23 protein-coding genes are annotated in these 19,354 nt (G+C 56.9%); 19 read left to right on the top strand and 4 right to left on the bottom strand.

All coding sequences use genetic code 11. The annotated features are described in order from the left end of the window. The 19 genes from pduC (at position 1) to pduX (ending at position 15,663) form a co-directional block, all read left to right on the top strand. Entirely contained in the window at positions 1 to 1,665 is a 1,665-nt protein-coding gene (gene pduC / locus ACH0WD_RS15230; RefSeq protein ID WP_001256899.1) for a propanediol dehydratase large subunit PduC, read from the top strand. 10 nt (positions 1,666 to 1,675) lie between these two features. Beyond that, the gene (gene pduD, locus ACH0WD_RS15225) at positions 1,676 to 2,350 is read left to right on the top strand and encodes a propanediol dehydratase medium subunit PduD (protein WP_000405048.1); all 675 of its coding nucleotides are present in this window, start codon (positions 1,676 to 1,678) and stop codon (positions 2,348 to 2,350) included. 14 nt (positions 2,351 to 2,364) lie between these two features. After that, positions 2,365 to 2,886 carry a propanediol dehydratase small subunit PduE gene (gene pduE / locus ACH0WD_RS15220; protein ID WP_001090597.1) on the top strand — a complete coding sequence of 174 codons (522 nt, stop codon included), beginning with the start codon at positions 2,365 to 2,367 and terminating at the stop codon, positions 2,884 to 2,886. Between the two features lie 15 nt (positions 2,887 to 2,901). Next, positions 2,902 to 4,734, top strand: coding sequence for a propanediol dehydratase reactivase alpha subunit PduG (pduG, locus tag ACH0WD_RS15215; RefSeq protein ID WP_001268871.1), 1,833 nt, complete (start codon positions 2,902 to 2,904; stop codon positions 4,732 to 4,734). Further along, positions 4,724 to 5,074, top strand: a complete 351-nt coding sequence (pduH, locus tag ACH0WD_RS15210; protein WP_000377964.1) for a propanediol dehydratase reactivase beta subunit PduH — start codon at positions 4,724 to 4,726, stop codon at positions 5,072 to 5,074. Before pduG ends, pduH begins: the two co-directional genes overlap by 11 nt. Positions 5,075 to 5,092: 18 nt before the next feature. After that, positions 5,093 to 5,368: a propanediol utilization microcompartment protein PduJ gene (gene pduJ, locus ACH0WD_RS15205; protein ID WP_001057755.1), complete on the top strand. Its 276-nt coding sequence runs from the start codon at positions 5,093 to 5,095 to the stop codon at positions 5,366 to 5,368. Positions 5,369 to 5,371: 3 nt separating this feature from the next. Further along, positions 5,372 to 5,854 carry a propanediol utilization microcompartment protein PduK gene (gene pduK, locus ACH0WD_RS15200; RefSeq protein ID WP_001284381.1) on the top strand — a complete coding sequence of 161 codons (483 nt, stop codon included), beginning with the start codon at positions 5,372 to 5,374 and terminating at the stop codon, positions 5,852 to 5,854. Continuing rightward, entirely contained in the window at positions 5,854 to 6,486 is a 633-nt protein-coding gene (locus ACH0WD_RS15195) for a phosphate propanoyltransferase (protein WP_000356726.1), read from the top strand. Before pduK ends, ACH0WD_RS15195 begins: the two co-directional genes overlap by 1 nt. After that, a complete protein-coding gene (gene pduM, locus ACH0WD_RS15190; RefSeq protein ID WP_001012966.1) occupies positions 6,483 to 6,974 on the top strand; it encodes a propanediol utilization microcompartment protein PduM in 492 nt (163 codons plus the stop codon). Before ACH0WD_RS15195 ends, pduM begins: the two co-directional genes overlap by 4 nt. 3 nt (positions 6,975 to 6,977) lie before the next feature. Further along, positions 6,978 to 7,253 (top strand): propanediol utilization microcompartment protein PduN, encoded by a 276-nt coding sequence (pduN, locus tag ACH0WD_RS15185; RefSeq protein WP_000549825.1) that lies wholly within the window; start codon positions 6,978 to 6,980, stop codon positions 7,251 to 7,253. Between the two features lie 9 nt (positions 7,254 to 7,262). Continuing rightward, entirely contained in the window at positions 7,263 to 8,273 is a 1,011-nt protein-coding gene (pduO, locus tag ACH0WD_RS15180; protein ID WP_001029486.1) for a two-domain cob(I)yrinic acid a,c-diamide adenosyltransferase PduO, read from the top strand. Further along, positions 8,270 to 9,664: a CoA-acylating propionaldehyde dehydrogenase PduP gene (gene pduP / locus ACH0WD_RS15175; protein WP_001097674.1), complete on the top strand. Its 1,395-nt coding sequence runs from the start codon at positions 8,270 to 8,272 to the stop codon at positions 9,662 to 9,664. The genes pduO and pduP overlap by 4 nt, the downstream gene beginning before the upstream one ends. Positions 9,665 to 9,675: 11 nt before the next feature. Further along, positions 9,676 to 10,788 (top strand): 1-propanol dehydrogenase PduQ, encoded by a 1,113-nt coding sequence (pduQ, locus tag ACH0WD_RS15170; RefSeq protein ID WP_001091454.1) that lies wholly within the window; start codon positions 9,676 to 9,678, stop codon positions 10,786 to 10,788. Beyond that, a complete protein-coding gene (pduS, locus tag ACH0WD_RS15165) occupies positions 10,785 to 12,140 on the top strand; it encodes a cobalamin reductase PduS (protein ID WP_000102034.1) in 1,356 nt (451 codons plus the stop codon). The genes pduQ and pduS overlap by 4 nt, the downstream gene beginning before the upstream one ends. Before the next feature lie 2 nt (positions 12,141 to 12,142). Further along, a complete protein-coding gene (pduT, locus tag ACH0WD_RS15160) occupies positions 12,143 to 12,697 on the top strand; it encodes a propanediol utilization microcompartment protein PduT (protein WP_000075779.1) in 555 nt (184 codons plus the stop codon). Next, on the top strand, positions 12,697 to 13,047 hold the full coding sequence (gene pduU / locus ACH0WD_RS15155) for a propanediol utilization microcompartment protein PduU (protein ID WP_000441103.1): 351 nt from the start codon (positions 12,697 to 12,699) through the stop codon (positions 13,045 to 13,047). The genes pduT and pduU overlap by 1 nt, the downstream gene beginning before the upstream one ends. Positions 13,048 to 13,051: 4 nt before the next feature. Beyond that, positions 13,052 to 13,504, top strand: coding sequence for a propanediol utilization protein PduV (gene pduV, locus ACH0WD_RS15150; protein ID WP_000826282.1), 453 nt, complete (start codon positions 13,052 to 13,054; stop codon positions 13,502 to 13,504). Further along, a complete protein-coding gene (pduW, locus tag ACH0WD_RS15145; RefSeq protein ID WP_000120647.1) occupies positions 13,489 to 14,703 on the top strand; it encodes a propanediol utilization propionate kinase PduW in 1,215 nt (404 codons plus the stop codon). Before pduV ends, pduW begins: the two co-directional genes overlap by 16 nt. Before the next feature lie 93 nt (positions 14,704 to 14,796). Next, complete coding sequence (pduX, locus tag ACH0WD_RS15140) at positions 14,797 to 15,663, top strand: L-threonine kinase PduX (protein ID WP_001533066.1); 867 nt, start codon at positions 14,797 to 14,799, stop codon at positions 15,661 to 15,663. Between the two features lie 33 nt (positions 15,664 to 15,696). Here pduX and ACH0WD_RS15135 read toward each other — a convergent pair whose 3' ends face one another. The 4 genes from ACH0WD_RS15135 to dacD form a co-directional block, all read right to left on the bottom strand. Continuing rightward, on the bottom strand, positions 15,697 to 16,032 hold the full coding sequence (locus tag ACH0WD_RS15135; protein ID WP_000450405.1) for a DUF496 family protein: 336 nt from the start codon (positions 16,030 to 16,032) through the stop codon (positions 15,697 to 15,699). Positions 16,033 to 16,276: 244 nt separating this feature from the next. Next, complete coding sequence (locus tag ACH0WD_RS15130) at positions 16,277 to 17,335, bottom strand: FUSC family protein (protein WP_001200858.1); 1,059 nt, start codon at positions 17,333 to 17,335, stop codon at positions 16,277 to 16,279. A gap of 118 nt (positions 17,336 to 17,453) precedes the next feature. Next, positions 17,454 to 17,921, bottom strand: a complete 468-nt coding sequence (gene sbmC, locus ACH0WD_RS15125; RefSeq protein WP_000384329.1) for a DNA gyrase inhibitor SbmC — start codon at positions 17,919 to 17,921, stop codon at positions 17,454 to 17,456. 150 nt (positions 17,922 to 18,071) lie between these two features. Next, positions 18,072 to 19,244, bottom strand: coding sequence for a serine-type D-Ala-D-Ala carboxypeptidase DacD (dacD, locus tag ACH0WD_RS15120; protein WP_000925042.1), 1,173 nt, complete (start codon positions 19,242 to 19,244; stop codon positions 18,072 to 18,074). Positions 19,245 to 19,354 lie beyond the last annotated feature (110 nt).

Here is a 19,354-nt window from a genome sequence, read left to right as displayed (position 1 = left end):
ATGAGATCGAAAAGATTTGAAGCACTGGCGAAACGCCCTGTGAATCAGGACGGCTTTGTTAAGGAGTGGATCGAAGAAGGCTTTATCGCAATGGAAAGCCCGAACGACCCAAAACCGTCGATAAAAATCGTTAACGGCGCGGTAACCGAGCTGGACGGAAAACCGGTTAGCGAATTCGACCTGATCGACCACTTTATCGCCCGCTACGGCATCAACCTGAACCGCGCCGAAGAAGTGATGGCGATGGATTCGGTCAAGCTGGCTAACATGCTCTGCGATCCGAACGTCAAGCGCAGCGAAATCGTCCCGCTGACCACCGCCATGACCCCGGCGAAAATTGTTGAAGTGGTTTCGCATATGAACGTCGTCGAAATGATGATGTCGATGCAGAAAATGCGCGCTCGCCGCACGCCGTCTCAGCAGGCGCACGTCACCAACGTTAAAGACAACCCGGTGCAAATCGCCGCCGACGCCGCCGAAGGCGCATGGCGCGGGTTTGACGAACAAGAAACCACGGTTGCGGTAGCACGCTACGCGCCGTTCAACGCCATCGCGCTGTTGGTCGGCTCTCAGGTTGGTCGTCCGGGCGTACTGACGCAGTGCTCGCTGGAAGAAGCCACCGAGCTGAAGCTCGGCATGCTGGGCCACACCTGCTACGCCGAAACCATCTCCGTTTACGGCACCGAGCCGGTCTTCACCGACGGTGACGATACACCATGGTCGAAGGGCTTCTTAGCCTCTTCCTACGCCTCTCGCGGCCTGAAAATGCGCTTCACCTCCGGTTCTGGCTCCGAAGTGCAGATGGGCTACGCCGAAGGCAAATCCATGCTGTATCTGGAAGCGCGCTGCATCTATATCACCAAAGCCGCGGGCGTTCAGGGGCTGCAAAACGGCTCCGTAAGCTGTATCGGCGTACCGTCTGCCGTGCCGTCAGGCATTCGTGCCGTGCTGGCGGAAAACCTGATCTGCTCGTCGCTGGATCTGGAATGCGCCTCCAGTAACGACCAGACCTTCACCCACTCCGATATGCGTCGTACCGCGCGCCTGCTGATGCAGTTCCTGCCGGGTACCGACTTTATCTCCTCCGGTTATTCCGCGGTGCCGAACTACGACAACATGTTCGCCGGTTCCAACGAAGATGCGGAAGACTTTGACGACTACAACGTTATCCAGCGTGACCTGAAAGTGGACGGTGGTCTGCGCCCGGTTCGCGAAGAGGACGTTATCGCCATCCGTAACAAAGCCGCCCGCGCGCTGCAGGCCGTGTTTGCCGGAATGGGACTACCGCCGATTACCGATGAAGAAGTTGAAGCCGCGACCTATGCCCACGGTTCGAAAGATATGCCGGAGCGTAACATCGTCGAAGACATCAAGTTCGCCCAGGAAATCATCAATAAAAACCGCAACGGTCTGGAAGTCGTTAAAGCGCTGGCGCAGGGCGGGTTTACCGACGTGGCCCAGGACATGCTCAACATCCAGAAAGCCAAGCTAACCGGCGACTATTTGCACACCTCCGCCATTATCGTCGGCGACGGACAAGTGCTCTCTGCGGTTAATGACGTCAATGACTATGCCGGTCCGGCAACAGGTTATCGCCTGCAGGGAGAACGCTGGGAAGAGATTAAAAACATCCCTGGCGCTCTTGATCCCAACGAGATTGATTAAGGGGTGAGAAATGGAAATTAATGAAAAATTGCTGCGCCAGATAATTGAAGACGTGCTCCGCGATATGAAGGGCAGCGATAAACCCGTCTCGTTTAATGCGCCTGCGGCATCCACAGCACCACAGACCGCTGCGCCTGCGGGCGACGGCTTTCTGACCGAAGTGGGCGAAGCGCGCCAGGGCACTCAGCAGGACGAAGTCATTATCGCCGTCGGCCCGGCATTTGGCCTGGCGCAAACCGTCAATATCGTCGGCTTACCGCATAAGAGCATTCTGCGCGAAGTCATTGCCGGTATTGAAGAAGAAGGCATCAAGGCGCGCGTGATTCGCTGCTTTAAATCTTCCGACGTGGCGTTCGTCGCCGTTGAAGGTAACCGCCTGAGCGGATCCGGCATCTCCATCGGCATCCAGTCGAAAGGTACTACGGTTATCCACCAGCAGGGGCTACCGCCGCTCTCCAACCTGGAGCTGTTCCCGCAGGCACCGCTGCTGACGCTGGAAACCTACCGTCAGATTGGTAAAAACGCCGCCCGTTATGCGAAACGCGAATCACCGCAGCCGGTTCCTACGCTCAATGACCAGATGGCACGCCCGAAGTACCAGGCAAAGTCGGCCATTTTGCACATTAAAGAGACCAAGTACGTCGTGACGGGCAAAAACCCGCAGGAACTGCGCGTGGCGCTTTGATAAAGGATAACTCCATGAATACCGACGCAATTGAATCGATGGTTCGGGACGTATTGAGCCGCATGAACAGCCTGCAGGGCGATGCGCCAGCAGCGGCTCCTGCGGCAGGCGGCACGTCCCGCAGCGCAAAGGTCAGCGACTACCCGCTGGCGAACAAACACCCGGAATGGGTGAAAACCGCCACCAATAAAACGCTGGACGACTTTACGCTGGAAAACGTGCTGAGCAATAAAGTCACCGCTCAGGATATGCGTATTACCCCGGAAACCCTGCGCTTACAGGCGTCTATCGCCAAAGATGCGGGCCGCGACCGGCTGGCGATGAACTTCGAACGCGCCGCCGAACTGACCGCGGTACCGGATGACCGCATTCTTGAAATCTACAACGCCCTTCGTCCGTATCGTTCAACGAAAGAAGAGCTGCTCGCTATCGCCGACGATCTCGAAAACCGTTATCAGGCAAAGATTTGCGCAGCTTTCGTTCGTGAAGCGGCAGGGCTGTACGTTGAGCGTAAAAAACTCAAAGGCGACGATTAATTACAGGGGTATGTGATGCGATATATAGCTGGCATTGATATCGGCAACTCATCGACGGAAGTCGCACTGGCGCGGCAAGATGAGGCTGGCGCGCTGACAATCACCCACAGCGCGCTGGCGGAAACGACCGGGATCAAAGGCACGTTGCGTAACGTGTTCGGCATTCAGGAAGCGCTCGCCCTCGTCGCAAAGCGCGCGGGGATCAATGTCAGCGATATTTCGCTCATCCGCATTAACGAAGCCACGCCGGTGATTGGCGATGTGGCGATGGAAACCATTACCGAAACCATCATCACCGAATCGACAATGATCGGCCATAACCCAAAAACGCCGGGCGGAGCAGGCCTTGGTGTGGGTATCACGATTACGCCGGAGGAGCTGTTAACCCGCCCGGCGGACTCGTCCTATATTCTGGTGGTATCGTCAGCCTTTGATTTTGCCGATATCGCCAATGTTATCAACGCCTCAATGCGCGCCGGATACCAGATTACCGGCGTCATTTTGCAGCGCGACGATGGCGTACTGGTCAGCAACCGGCTGGAAAAATCGCTGCCGATCGTTGACGAAGTTCTGTACATCGACCGCATTCCGCTGGGGATGCTGGCGGCGATTGAAGTCGCCGTGCCGGGGAAGGTTATCGAAACCCTCTCTAACCCTTACGGCATCGCCACCGTGTTTAATCTCAACGCCGATGAGACGAAAAACATCGTCCCGATGGCGCGCGCGCTGATCGGCAACCGTTCCGCCGTGGTGGTTAAAACGCCATCCGGCGACGTCAAAGCTCGTGCGATACCCGCCGGTAACCTGGAGCTGCAGGCGCAGGGTCGTACCGTGCGCGTGGATGTTGCCGCCGGTGCCGAAGCTATCATGAAAGCGGTGGACGGCTGCGGCAAGCTCGACAACGTCACCGGCGAGGCCGGGACCAATATCGGCGGCATGCTGGAGCACGTGCGCCAGACCATGGCCGAGCTAACCAATAAGCCGAGCAGTGAGGTTTTCATTCAGGATCTTCTGGCCGTTGACACCTCGGTTCCGGTGAGCGTCACCGGCGGTCTGGCCGGGGAGTTCTCGCTGGAGCAGGCCGTCGGCATCGCCTCGATGGTGAAATCAGACCGTCTGCAGATGGCGATGATTGCCCGTGAAATTGAGCAGAAGCTTAATATCGACGTGCAGATCGGCGGCGCTGAGGCTGAAGCTGCCATTCTGGGCGCGCTGACCACGCCGGGTACCACCCGACCGCTGGCGATCCTCGACCTCGGCGCGGGCTCCACCGATGCCTCCATCATCAACCCTAAAGGTAAAATCATCGCCACCCATCTCGCCGGGGCAGGCGATATGGTCACGATGATTATTGCCCGCGAACTGGGGCTGGAAGACCGCTATCTGGCGGAAGAGATCAAAAAATACCCGCTGGCTAAGGTCGAAAGCCTGTTCCACTTACGCCACGAGGACGGCAGCGTCCAGTTCTTCCCGACGCCGCTGCCTCCCGCCGTGTTCGCCCGCGTCTGCGTGGTGAAACCGGACGAACTGGTGCCGCTTCCCGGCGACTTAGCGCTGGAAAAAGTGCGCGCCATTCGCCGCAGCGCTAAAGAACGCGTCTTTGTCACCAACGCCCTGCGCGCGCTGCGTCAGGTCAGTCCAACCGGCAACATTCGCGATATTCCGTTCGTGGTGCTGGTCGGCGGCTCGTCGCTGGATTTCGAAGTTCCTCAGTTGGTCACCGATGCGCTGGCGCACTACCGCCTGGTCGCAGGGCGGGGAAATATTCGCGGCAGCGAAGGCCCAAGAAACGCGGTAGCCACCGGCCTGATTCTCTCCTGGCACAAGGAGTTTGCGCATGGACAGTAATCACAGCGCCCCGGCTATCGTCATTACCGTTATCAACGACTGCGCCAGCCTCTGGCACGAAGTGCTGCTGGGTATCGAAGAGGAAGGCATCCCTTTCCTGCTTCAGCATCATCCAGCTGGAGATGTCGTTGACAGCGCCTGGCAGGCGGCGCGTAGCTCACCGCTGCTGGTTGGCATTGCCTGCGATCGACACTCGCTGGTCGTACATTACAAGAATTTACCCGCATCGGCGCCGCTTTTTACGCTGATGCATCATCAGGACAGTCTGGCCCATCGCAATACCGGTAATAACGCGGCACGGCTGGTCAAAGGGATCCCTTTTCGGGATCTCCATGCTTAATCACAGGAGAACGGCAGTATGAATAACGCACTGGGACTGGTTGAAACAAAAGGGCTGGTCGGCGCCATTGAAGCCGCCGATGCAATGGTTAAATCCGCCAACGTACAGCTGGTGGGCTACGAAAAAATTGGTTCTGGCCTGGTTACCGTCATGGTTCGCGGCGATGTCGGCGCGGTTAAAGCAGCCGTAGATGCAGGCAGCGCGGCGGCAAGCGTAGTGGGTGAAGTGAAATCCTGCCACGTTATCCCGCGTCCGCACAGCGATGTTGAGGCCATTTTACCGAAATCAGCCTAATCGATGGCGAATAAGGAGCACCGCGTGAAGCAATCACTGGGATTACTTGAAGTTTGTGGTCTGGCACTGGCTATCAGCTGCGCCGATATCATGGCGAAATCCGCTTCTATCACGCTGCTCGCCCTCGAAAAGACCAATGGTTCAGGCTGGATGGTGATTAAAATTACCGGTGATGTGGCCTCCGTGCAGGCGGCCATCACCACCGGTGCGCATTTCGCCGAACAGCGGAATGGCCTGGTGGCCCACAAGGTTATCGCCAGGCCCGGAGAAGGGATCCTGCTCGCAGAAACGCCTCCCCCCTCCGTCATTGAACCTGAGCCTGAAGCGTCAGAGATAGCTGATGTCGTTTCTGCAGCGCCAGCCGAAGAGGCCCCGCAGGAATCAGAACTGGTCAGCTGCAATCTGTGTCTGGATCCAAAATGTCCGCGCCAGAAGGGCGAACCTCGTACGCTTTGCATTCATTCCGGCAAGCGAGGTGAAGCGTAATGGATAAAGAGCTTCTGCAATCAACGGTCAGTAAAGTTCTTGATGAGATGCGCCTGCGGCCTATCCCTCTGGGCGTCTCAAACCGTCATATCCACCTGTCCGCGCAGGATTATGAGCGGCTGTTTCCCGGCCATCCCATCAGCGAGAAAAAAGCGCTGCTGCAGCCGGGACAATACGCCGCGGAGCAAACCGTCACTCTGGTGGGACCGAAAGGGCAGCTCAAAAATGTGCGCCTGCTCGGCCCGCTGCGCTCGGTAAGCCAGGTGGAAATTTCGCGTACCGATGCGAGAACGCTGGGGATTGCCGCGCCGCTGAGAATGTCCGGCAACCTGAAGGGGACGCCGGGCATCCGCCTGGTCAGCCCCTTTGCCGAACTGGAGCTGCCTTCCGGGGTTATCGTCGCGCAGCGGCATATCCATATGTCGCCGCTTGATGCGCTGATCCTGCGGGTTTCCCACGGCGATATGGTTTCAGTGGCGATTGAAGGCGACGATCGCGGGCTGATTTTCAACAACGTGGCGATTCGCGTTTCACCGGACATGCGCCTCGAAATGCACATTGATACCGATGAAGCCAACGCCGCTGGTGCCGATAACCCGCAGGCCTTTGCCCGGCTGGTAGGCCCGCGATGAACGGCGAAACCCTGCAGCGCATTGTCGAGGAGATTGTCTCCCGGCTGCAGCGCCGTGCCCAAAGCACGGCGACGCTGAGCGTTACGCAACTTCGCGATGCCGACTGCCCAGCGCTGTTCTGTCAGCACGCGTCGCTGCGCATCCTGCTCGTCGACCTGCCGCTGCTGGGTCAGCTTGCGGATGCAGAAACCGACGATGCCGCAGCCCGGAAAATTCACGACGCGCTGGCGTTTGGCATCCGCGTACAGCTCAGCCTGCACAGCCAGCTGCTGCCGGTTATCCCGGTAAAAAAACTGGCTCGTCTGCCGCTGGTATTCACCGACGAGCACGGACTGCCGCTGGTTCTGCATGCGGGTTCGGTGCTGAGCTATCGCGATGTCGCGCTGCTAAGCCGGGGGCGTGTGGTTGTCCACCGCAAATGCATCGTGACCGCCATGGCGCGTGACGCGGCCAATGCGCGGAATATTCAATTAATTAAGCAGGAGTAAATCATGCATCTGGCACGAGTCACGGGCGCGGTTGTCTCCACGCAAAAATCACCTTCTTTGATTGGGAAAAAGCTGCTGCTGGTGCGTCGGGTCAGCGCCGATGGCGAACTCCCCGCCTCGCCTACCTCCGGCGATGAAGTGGCCGTGGACTCCGTCGGCGCGGGCGTCGGCGAACTGGTTTTGCTCAGCGGCGGCTCCAGCGCCAGGCACGTTTTTTCCGGGCCAAATGAGGCCATCGACCTCGCCGTTGTCGGCATTGTAGATACGCTTTCGCGTTAAGGGGCGGTTATGGCGATTTATACCCGAACAGGTGACGCTGGCACCACATCACTGTTTACCGGCCAGCGGGTGAGCAAAACCCACCCGCGGGTTGAAGCCTACGGCACGCTGGATGAGCTGAACGCCGCGCTGAGCCTGTGCGCCTGCGCCGCTGCGGATGAAAATCACCGCACCTTACTTGAGGCCATCCAGCAGCAACTTTTTTGGTTTAGCGCAGAGCTGGCCAGCGACAGCGAGCAGCCGTCGCCCAAACAGCGCTACATCAGCAGCGAAGAGATTTCGGCTCTGGAAGCCGCTATCGATCGGGCAATGGCCCGCGTCGAACCGCTGCACAGCTTTATTTTACCCGGACGCTGCGAAGCCGCGAGCCGCTTACATTTTGCCCGCACGCTGGCGCGCCGCGCCGAACGCCGTCTGGTTGAACTGGCAACTGAAGTCAACGTACGTCAGGTGCTGATGCGCTATATCAACCGCTTATCGGACTGCCTGTACGCCCTGGCCCGCGCGGAAGATAGCGATGCGCACCAGGCCAACATCATCCGTGAAGTTAGCAAGCGCTATCTGGCTGCCAGCCAGCCGACCCGCAGCAAGGAGACAACGCCCGTGGCCCTCTCATTCCACGATCTGCACCAGCTCACCCGCGCCGCCGTTGAGCGCGCGCAGCAGCTTCAGGTTCCGGTAGTCGTCAGCATCGTTGACGCACACGGCACGGAAACTGTGACCTGGCGGATGCCGGACGCCCTGCTGGTCAGCAGCGAGCTGGCGCCGAAAAAGGCCTGGACCGCAGTGGCGATGAAAACGGCGACCCATGAGCTGAGCGATGTCGTTCAGCCGGGCGCCGCGCTTTACGGCCTGGAAAGTCATTTACAGGGAAAAGTGGTCACCTTTGGCGGCGGTTACGCCCTGTGGCGCGACGGCATATTAATTGGGGGTCTTGGCATCAGCGGCGGCAGCGTTGAGCAGGACATGGACATAGCACAGACCGCCATCGCGGCTATTAACGTGGGAACTCATCAATGAATACTTCTGAACTCGAAACCCTGATTCGCACCATTCTTAGCGAGCAATTAACCACGCCGGCGCAAACGCCGGCCCAGCCTCAGGGCAAAGGGATTTTCCAGTCCGTGAGCGAGGCCATCGATGCCGCGCACCAGGCGTTCTTACGTTATCAGCAGTGCCCGCTAAAAACCCGCAGCGCCATTATCAGCGCGATGCGTCAGGAGCTGACGCCGCTACTGGCAACCCTGGCGGAAGAGAGCGCCAATGAAACGGGGATGGGCAACAAAGAAGATAAATTCCTCAAGAACAAGGCTGCGCTGGACAACACGCCGGGCGTAGAAGATCTCACCACCACCGCGCTGACCGGTGACGGCGGCATGGTGCTCTTTGAATACTCGCCGTTTGGCGTCATCGGTTCGGTCGCCCCAAGCACCAACCCGACGGAAACCATCATCAATAACAGCATCAGCATGTTGGCGGCGGGCAATAGTATTTACTTTAGCCCGCATCCGGGCGCGAAAAAGGTCTCTCTGAAGCTGATTAGCCTGATTGAAGAGATTGCCTTCCGCTGCTGCGGCATCCGCAATCTGGTGGTGACTGTAGCTGAACCCACCTTCGAAGCGACCCAGCAGATGATGGCCCACCCGCGCATCGCAGTACTGGCGATTACCGGTGGTCCGGGCATTGTGGCAATGGGCATGAAGAGCGGTAAGAAGGTGATTGGCGCGGGCGCGGGTAACCCGCCCTGCATCGTCGATGAAACAGCGGACCTGGTGAAAGCGGCGGAAGATATCATTAACGGCGCGTCATTCGATTACAACCTGCCCTGCATTGCCGAGAAGAGCCTGATCGTAGTGGAGAGCGTCGCCGAGCGTCTGGTGCAGCAAATGCAAACCTTCGGCGCGCTGCTGCTAAGCCCTGCCGATACCGACAAACTCCGCGCCGTCTGCCTGCCTGAAGGCCAGGCGAATAAAAAACTGGTCGGCAAGAGCCCATCGGCCATGCTGGAAGCCGCCGGGATCGCTGTCCCTGCAAAAGCGCCGCGTCTGCTGATTGCCGTTGTCAACGCCGACGATCCGTGGGTCACCAGCGAACAGCTGATGCCGATGCTGCCGGTGGTAAAAGTCAGCGATTTCGATAGCGCGCTGGCGCTGGCCCTGAAGGTTGAAGAGGGGCTGCATCATACCGCCATTATGCACTCGCAGAACGTGTCGCGCCTGAACCTCGCGGCCCGCACGCTGCAAACCTCGATATTCGTCAAAAACGGCCCCTCTTATGCCGGGATCGGCGTCGGCGGCGAAGGCTTTACCACCTTTACTATTGCCACACCAACCGGTGAAGGGACCACGTCAGCGCGTACTTTTGCCCGCTCCCGGCGCTGCGTACTGACCAACGGCTTTTCTATTCGCTAACCGAGGTCGCGATGAATACCTTCTCACTACAAACGCGGTTGTACAGCGGTCAGGGCAGCCTGGCGGTGCTCAAGCGCTTTACCAATAAGCACATCTGGATAATCTGCGATGGCTTTCTGGCTCGCTCTCCGCTGCTGGATACCCTGCGTAACGCGCTGCCCGCAGATAACCGCATCAGCGTCTTTAGCGAGATAACGCCGGACCCCACCATCCACACAGTGGTTCAGGGCATTGCGCAAATGCAGGCTCTGCAACCGCAGGTGGTGATCGGTTTTGGCGGCGGCTCGGCAATGGACGCGGCGAAAGCGATTGTCTGGTTTAGCCAGCAGAGCGGGATCAACATCGAAACCTGCGTGGCGATCCCGACCACCAGCGGCACCGGTTCGGAAGTCACCAGCGCCTGCGTAATTAGCGACCCGGATAAAGGCATCAAGTATCCGCTGTTCAACAATGCGCTGTATCCGGATATGGCGATCCTCGACCCGGAGCTGGTGGTCAGCGTACCGCCGCAGATTACCGCCAACACCGGCATGGACGTGCTGACCCACGCCCTGGAAGCGTGGGTTTCACCGCACGCCAGCGACTTTACCGACGCGCTGGCGGAAAAGGCCGCCAAACTGGTGTTCCAGTATCTGCCCACGGCGGTGGAAAAAGGCGACTGCGTAGCGACGCGCGGGAAAATGCACAATGCTTCAACGCTGGCGGGGATGGCCTTCAGCCAGGCGGGGCTGGGGCTTAACCACGCGATAGCCCACCAGCTTGGCGGACAGTTTCATCTGCCGCACGGGCTGGCCAATGCGCTGCTGCTCACGACGGTGATCCGCTTTAACGCGGGTGACCCGCGCGCCGCCAAACGCTATGCGCGGCTGGCCAAAGCCTGCGGTTTTTGCCCGGCAGAAGCCAATGACGTTGCGGCAATCAATGCGCTGATTCAGCAAATCGAGCTGCTTAAGCAACGCTGCGCCCTTCCCTCACTGGCCGTTGCGCTTAAAGAAGGAAGATCCGACTTTTCCGCACGCATTCCGGCGATGGTGCAGGCTGCGCTGGCTGACGTTACGCTGCGCACTAACCCGCGCCCGGCCAATGCCGAAGCCATTCGGGAACTGCTGGAGGAACTGCTATGAGTACCGCCGTCAACGTCGTTGAAATGCCCCATAGCGCTGATGAAATTCGCGAGCGCGTTCGCGCAGCGGGCGTTGTCGGCGCGGGCGGCGCAGGTTTTCCCGCTCACGTCAAACTACAGGCGCAGGTAGAGATTTTTCTGGTGAACGCCGCCGAGTGTGAACCGATGCTCAAAGTTGACCAGCAACTGATGTGGCAGCAGGCCGCGCGTCTTGTCCGCGGCGTGCAGTACGCGATGACGGCAACCGGCGCGCGCGAAGGGGTGATAGCCCTGAAAGAAAAATACCGCCGGGCCATCGACGCCCTCACCCCACTGCTGCCAGACGGTATCCGCCTGCATATCCTGCCGGATGTATATCCCGCAGGCGATGAGGTGCTGACTATCTGGATGGCAACCGGTCGTCGGGTCGCCCCGGCTGCGCTGCCTGCCAGCGTCGGCGTGGTCGTCAATAACGTGCAAACGGTACTCAATATTGCCCGGGCGGTCGAGCAGCAGTTTCCGGTCACTCGTCGCACGTTGACCGTGAACGGCGCGGTCGCCAGACCGTTGACCGTTACCGTTCCTATCGGCATGTCACTGCATGAAGTGCTGGCGCTGGCGGGCGGCGCAACGGTCGACGACCCTGGTTTTATTAACGGCGGCCCGATGATGGGTGGCCTGATTACCTCTCTTGATAACCCGGTGACGAAAACTACCGGCGGCCTGCTGGTGCTCCCCAAAAGCCATCTGCTTATCCAGCGGAGAATGCAGGACGAGCGCACGGTGCTTTCCGTCGCGCGCACCGTCTGCGAACAGTGCCGACTGTGTACCGATCTCTGTCCGCGACACCTGATCGGCCACGAACTCTCCCCGCACCTGCTGGTGCGGGCGGTGAACTTTCACCAGGCTGCCACGCCGCAGTTGCTGCTGAGCGCCCTTACCTGCTCGGAATGCAACGTTTGCGAAAGCGTGGCCTGCCCGGTGGGGATCTCGCCGATGCGCATCAACCGCATGTTAAAACGCGAGCTGCGGGCGCAAAACCAGCGCTACGAAGGGCCGCTGAATCCAGCCGACGAAATGGCGAAATATCGCCTGGTGCCGGTGAAGCGGCTGATCGCCAAACTGGGACTAAGCCCCTGGTACCAGGAGGCACCGCTGGTTGAAGAAGAGCCGTCAGTAGAAAAAGTCACTTTGCAGCTGCGCCAGCATATTGGTGCCAGCGCGGTAGCGAACGTTGCGGTGGGAGAACGCGTGACGCGCGGGCAATGCGTTGCCGATGTCCCGACTGGCGCGCTCGGCGCCCCCATTCACGCTAGCATCGACGGCGTTGTATCGGCCATCAGCGAACAGGCCATCACTGTTGTAAGAGGTTAACCATGTCTCAGGCTATAGGAATTTTAGAACTCACCAGCATCGCCAAAGGGATGGAACTCGGCGATACGATGCTGAAAAGCGCCAACGTTAATCTGCTGGTCAGTAAGACCATCTGCCCAGGTAAGTTTTTACTGATGCTGGGCGGCGATATCGGCGCTATCCAGCAGGCCATTGAAACCGGTACGTCGCAGGCCGGCGAGATGCTCGTCGACAGCCTGGTGCTGGCCAATATTCATCCCAGCGTACTTCCGGCCATCAGCGGCCTGAACAGCGTCGATAAGCGCCAGGCGGTAGGTATCGTCGAAACCTGGAGCGTAGCGGCCTGCATTAGCGCCGCAGACCGGGCGGTAAAAGGCTCAAACGTCACCCTGGTGCGGGTGCATATGGCCTTCGGCATCGGCGGTAAATGCTACATGGTGGTGGCGGGCGACGTTTCTGACGTCAATAACGCCGTGACGGTTGCCAGCGAAAGCGCGGGCGAGAAAGGGTTGCTGGTTTACCGCTCGGTGATCCCGCGCCCGCATGAAGCCATGTGGCGACAGATGGTGGAGGGATAATGGAAAGACAACCGACAACGGATCGCATGATTCAGGAATACGTTCCTGGAAAACAGGTCACCCTCGCGCACCTGATTGCTAATCCGGGAAAAGATTTATTTAAGAAGCTGGGCCTGCAGGATGCGGTGTCCGCCATTGGCATCCTTACCATTACGCCCAGCGAGGCGTCGATTATCGCCTGCGATATCGCCACTAAATCCGGCGCGGTGGAAATTGGTTTTCTCGATCGCTTTACCGGTGCCGTGGTGCTGACCGGCGACGTTTCCGCCGTCGAGTATGCCCTCAAGCAGGTAACGCGCACGCTGGGCGAAATGATGCAGTTCACCACCTGTTCGATCACCCGGACGTAAGCCAATGAAGCGTTTGATGTTTATCGGCCCCAGCCAGTGCGGAAAAACCTCGCTGACCCAAAGCCTGCGCGGCGAAGCGCTCCATTATAAGAAAACCCAGGCCATTGAATGGTCGCCGATGGCCATCGACACGCCGGGCGAATACCTGGAGAACCGCTGCCTGTACAGCGCCCTGCTAACCAGCGCCTGCGAGACCGACGTTATCGCCCTGGTGTTAAATGCCGACGCCCAGTGGTCGCCCTTTTCTCCGGGGTTTACCGCCCCGATGAACCGCCCGACGATTGGCCTGGTCACCAAGGCCGATCTCGCCGAGCCGCAGCGTATTTCGCTGGTTGCGGAATGGCTTACGCAGGCTGGCGCACAGCAGATTTTTATTACCAGCGCGCTGAATAACTCGGGTCTCGACGCCGTGCTGGATTTTCTGAATTCGAAGGAACCTTTATGTCTTACAAAATAATGGCCATTAACGCCGGTAGCTCATCGTTAAAATTTCAGCTGCTGGAGATGCCGCAGGGCGACATGCTCTGTCAGGGGCTGATTGAGCGTATCGGTATGGCGGATGCGCAGGTGACAATTAAGACGCACAGCCAAAAATGGCAGGAAACCGTCCCCGTTGCCGATCATCGCGATGCGGTAACGCTGCTTCTGGAAAAGCTGCTGGGTTATCAAATCATTAACAGTCTGCGGGACATTGACGGGGTGGGCCATCGTGTGGCGCACGGCGGTGAGTTTTTTAAAGACTCGACGCTGGTCACGGATGAAACGTTAGCGCAAATCGAACGTCTTGCTGAACTGGCCCCGCTTCACAACCCGGTAAACGCGTTGGGTATTCACGTTTTTCGTCAACTGTTGCCTGATGCCCCTTCCGTAGCCGTGTTTGATACGGCATTTCACCAGACGCTGGATGAACCCGCCTATATTTACCCGCTTCCCTGGCATTATTACGCGGAACTGGGGATTCGCCGTTATGGCTTTCATGGCACCAGCCATAAGTATGTCAGCGGCGTTCTGGCGGAAAAGCTGGGCGTACCACTCAGCGCATTACGGGTGATTTGTTGTCATCTTGGAAACGGTAGCAGCATCTGCGCCATCAAGAACGGGCGTTCGGTCAATACGTCGATGGGCTTTACGCCGCAGTCAGGCGTGATGATGGGCACCCGTAGCGGAGATATTGATCCCTCTATTCTGCCGTGGATAGCCCAGCGCGAAAGCAAAACGCCGCAACAGTTGAATCAGTTATTAAATAATGAGTCAGGCTTGCTGGGCGTTTCTGGCGTGTCGTCTGATTACCGCGATGTCGAACAGGCAGCCAATACCGGTAACCGGCAGGCTAAACTCGCTCTCACTCTGTTTGCCGAACGCATTCGCGCCACCATTGGCAGCTATATTATGCAAATGGGAGGACTGGATGCGCTGGTATTCACTGGGGGCATTGGCGAGAACTCAGCGCGCGCCAGATCGGCGGTGTGCCATAATTTGCAATTTTTGGGCTTAGCCGTTGATGAAGAGAAAAATCAGCGTAATGCGACATTTATCCAGACGGAGAACGCCCTGGTGAAAGTCGCCGTCATCAACACCAACGAAGAGTTAATGATCGCACAAGACGTTATGCGCATTGCGCTACCGGCCACGGAAGGGCTTTGTGTACCAGCCTGAGAGGGTTATACGACGCATTGCGGCAAGTCATGGTAATAACGCTTTTACCATGACACTATGCGCGCACACTATTCGTACCTGAAAGGTGATAACGTGGCTGTTGCGCAATGCCCCGCCTCATGCGGAGAACTTATCCAGGGATGGATTCTGGGCAGTGAGAAACTGGTCTCCTGCCCCGTTGACTGGTACAGCACCGTAGCAGTCACGGCTGCGCCGCCGTTGGTAAACGAGCGCCCATTGTCGCGGGCGATGGTGGAGCGCGTTCTGGCGCACTGGCAGTATCCTGCGCACTGGAGTAACGAGATTCGCGTCGATGTGCGTTCGTCAATTCCCGTTGCCAAAGGCATGGCCAGCAGCACCGCAGATATCGCCGCTACGGCGGTGGCAACGGCGCATCATCTTGGCCATTCGCTGGATGAAACCACCCTTGCACAGCTTTGCGTCTCAATCGAACCCACCGATAGCACCGTTTTTCATCAGTTAACGCTGTTTGATCATAATAATGCGGTCACGCAAATCGCCTGCGAGCCACCGCCGCCAATCGATTTGCTGGTACTGGAAAGTCCGGTCACACTGCGCACGCAAGATTATCACCGTCTCCCTCGCCAGCAGAAATTAATAGCAAGTTCAGCAACCTTGCAGCAGGCCTGGAATCTGGTGCAGGAAGCCTGTATAACGCAAAATCCGCTCCGACTGGGTGAGGCGGCTACGCTTAGCGCTATCGCCAGCCAGACGCTGTTACCTAAGCCAGGATTTACCGCCCTGCTGTCGCTGGTCGAAGAGTGTGATTTATACGGATTGAACGTGGCGCATAGCGGTAGCGTGGTGGGTCTGATGCTGGACCGGAAACGTCATGATATTGCGCGTCTGAAAGGTAAGCTGGCAGAGAAAAAACTTACCCGACACTGGCCAAAACAACATTTACTCAAGATGGTCACAGGCGGGGTCAAACTGCAGTGAGAGCCTGATATACGCTCCCACTGCCGTAGCGCATTATTCGGCTTTTACATCGGCGTGTTTCATTTCGCCCATCGCTTTCAGCTTTTTGGAAATGTCGCGACGCTCTTTGGAGATTTCGGCATTTTTAATGATGTAGTCATCAACGCGATCTTCATAGTCGCTTTTCATGCTGGCGATGATACCCTGAATCGCCTCAACGCTCATACCTGGCTTGATGTAGTCGCTCAGGTTGTCCAGCAGCAGCACACGCTTCTGGTTGTCACGGATCTTCTTCTCAATGTCCTGAATTTCACGCTGCAGTTTATTTTTGCGACGGAACAGACGAACAAACTCCAGCACGTCCTGGAAAGAAGGCTTGGTTGTTTCCATTTTTACACCCCTGATAATGTGAGATTCGGATTCGTTAAGCAACTGCTAGTGGATAAACATTACGTTTATCCCCGTCATACTTCAAGCCGCCAGAGGAAACACCGTTACGTCGCCGTCTGGGGAAACCTGAAGGTTCGGGGATAAAATCGTTGCCAGTAGCACTCATTTTATCCTTATATTAGTATCATACTCTTAATCTTTGCTGAATCGAAGCAGCAACAAATTCATTCGCCCCATCTGCTTTTTATTTGCGCAAAGCCCGGCAGATCAAGTGTGAAAGCAGTTCCAACTGTCGGGCCGTTTCCATACTTAGCCAAACATAGCCGTGGATGGGGGTTTCAGCCACCGCGTCGCCCTGCTGCTCGTTCATTAGCTGTCGCAACTCGGCAGCAATATCATTCAGTTTACCGGTATTTGCCAGTACCGGCTGCGGGTTGCCTTCAAACAACGCGTGGGCGATCGTTAGCAAGGTTTGCTGCGTCATCTGCTGGGTTTCACGCAATGTGTGCGCGTTAAGCATCACAAAATGGCTGGCGCGCGTCGCCCAGTGGGCATTGATTTGTAATTCAAGCATACAAACCAGATTGCGGTTGATGGTCTGAATGGCCTCGAAAATAGATTTTTGTATCCGGGTTTCTTTACTGGCGGGCGTTATCAGCCCGCGCATTTTGACGACATCGTTCAGCAACCGTTGCAAATGTTTATCCAACCGGGGGCGCTCCAGCAAATTCGGCGACAGAGCTGCCTGATACACCCGATTATACGCCGTGACGCAATGCGCCAGTTGGATGCGCCAGTGCAAAAAGGCGCGCTGGGGCCAGATGCCGGTAAACAACATTGCCAGTAGCGACCCCAAAATCACATCCCCGCCACGCCATAATGCCGTATTCATATCACCAGCGGGAGCGCCGACAACAACGGCGAGCGTTATGCCTATCAGTAGCGCCTGATACGGTTTTTTCCCTAAGGCCAGCCAGCCGCACAAAAACATCGCTATCGCACACCACACCAGCATCAGCGGTAAGGAAAAGAGCTCCAGGCGTAGCGCCACCAGCCCTAACGCCGCGCCCAGGATCGTACCGCCTATGCGCTCAAAAGCACGAGGCACTACATTTCCCCAGAATGAGATGGGCCCCATAATCACCACTAACGTGATTAGCGGCCATGTGCCCTCGGGAATAGAAAACAGACGAACCAGCAGAAAGGTAAGAATGAACGCCAGGGCGATACGTATGCCATGCACGATGCGATAATGACGGTACAACCGTATTTCAAAAGGGCTTAATGACTTATCGGCACGCACGCTTGCGCTCCTTACGGGAATGGCAAAAAATGCATTGTACCTGCTTTATAGCAAAAATAGCGCACTGGCGGACGGAACACATTATCCGTCCGCTCTTTTCAGCCAGGAAACCAGTCGATCACTTCCGCTGTACCGGAATATACATTTCAATATCCCAGTATCCATCTTCCATGCCGTTATTCAGATAGGTTTCAAAACAGGGCGCAGAGGCTATCTGATAAGCGCTATCCTGCTCCAGGACGTCAAAAAACCGTTCCCACGGCTTCGCAAAGTCACGGTCTTCCACACGCGCGACAGCAGTGGCATATTCGCCGCCTTCAATGGCGGTCACCATTACGCCTTCGCTATTGTCCGGCAGGATGAAATTCTCTGCCACGGACACCACGGTATCGCAGCGGAGTTTTTCCGCAGGTACGACATCTGGATTGTCGTAATAGACGGCAATCCATTCAACTGGCACGATCCGCTGTCGATCCACCCACGTCATCAGTTGTTCAAAACCCTGCTTCACGGTGTGTTCCCATGGACCGACCATGTGGAAACCGGCTATCTTGCGTTTTTGTTCCTGCCTGATTTCGTAATCCATGCTGCCTCCGTCACTTCACTATACTGTATGAATGTACAGTATAATTACAGCCTTTTACGGTCACAAGGACAGCGTGATCATTTTGTGAGCAACCTCGCAATCCCGCCCTTTTGACACCTCAAATGACGGTGAACGGTGTGTGACAACGGCTTACGCTTTATGCTGAAAATAGTCGCTCAGACGAGAGAACATACCGCCTTTACCCACCGATTCCAGAGTGACCAGCGGCCACTGAGCGATCAGTTTATCCCGATCGTAGAGCTCTATTTCACCTACCTGTTGATGAGCAGCGATTGGCGCCTCCAGCTCTTTTCTATCCAGCACATATTTTGCTTTGATATGCGGAATTTCCGCTTTGGGCAGCGCCATCCAGAAATCCTGTTCCGTACCCAGCGCAATCTTTTCTTTGTCTCCATACCAGATTCGCTCGCTGCCCACTTTTTTACCGCTGTGCAAAATCTGCACCGTCGCAAAGTTTTGCTGGCCCCACTGCAACAGTTTTCGCGCCTGTTCCTCACGACCTTTCGAACTTTTCGCTCCCATCACGACGGCGATAAGTCGGCGCTGCCCGTCCACCGCCGATGCGATAAGATTAAATCCCGCTCCCGATGTGTGTCCGGTTTTAAGCCCATCGATATGCATGGTCTTATCCCATAACAAGCCGTTGCGGTTCTGCTGCGTGATGCCGTTCCAGGTCAGGCTTTTCTCGCTGTACATGTGATAAAATTCAGGTTCGCCGTGAATAATCGCCCGGGAGAGTACGGCCAGATCATACGCGGAGCTATGTTGTCCCGGCGCATCCAGACCGTGGACAGTTTCAAAATGGGTATCCTGTAAATTGAGTTTTTTCACATAGCTGTTCATCATCGCCACAAACTGCGGCTGCCCGCCCGCGATATAATCCGCCAGCGCCACACAGGCATCGTTACCGGAATCCACAATTAAGCCACGGCTTAAATCACGCACCGACACGCGATCCCCTTCTTTTAAAAACATCAACGAGGAGCCGACAAACACCGGATTATCCTTCGCCCAGGCGTCGCGCCCAACGGTGACGATATCGTCAGGGCTGATACGATGACTATCGATGGCGCGATCGACGACGTAGCCCGTCATTAGCTTGGTAAGGCTGGCGGGATTACGTTGCTGGTGTTCATTACCGGCGGTAAGAACCTGCCCCGTAGTGTAATCCATCAACACCCAGGCGCCTGCATCAATGGCTGGCGGTTGGGGAGCAAAACTTACGGCATCGGCCGCAAGCGCAGGAGAAAGGTGCATCGCGAATAAAGAAGCGGCAATAAACAAACGGCGTTTCAACAGCATGTCCTCAGGATGGTCTCTATTTGCCGTTCTTTTTACGGAAGTTCAGTTAAACAAACATGGATAAATTGCAAGAAAATGTGACACAAGGCACATTTTCTTGCTGACATTAT

The sequence above is a fragment of the Salmonella sp. 2020_1395 genome, from assembly GCF_043848115.1.
GTDB lineage: Bacteria > Pseudomonadota > Gammaproteobacteria > Enterobacterales > Enterobacteriaceae > Salmonella > Salmonella enterica.
This window is presented reverse-complemented; position numbering and strand designations above follow the sequence as displayed.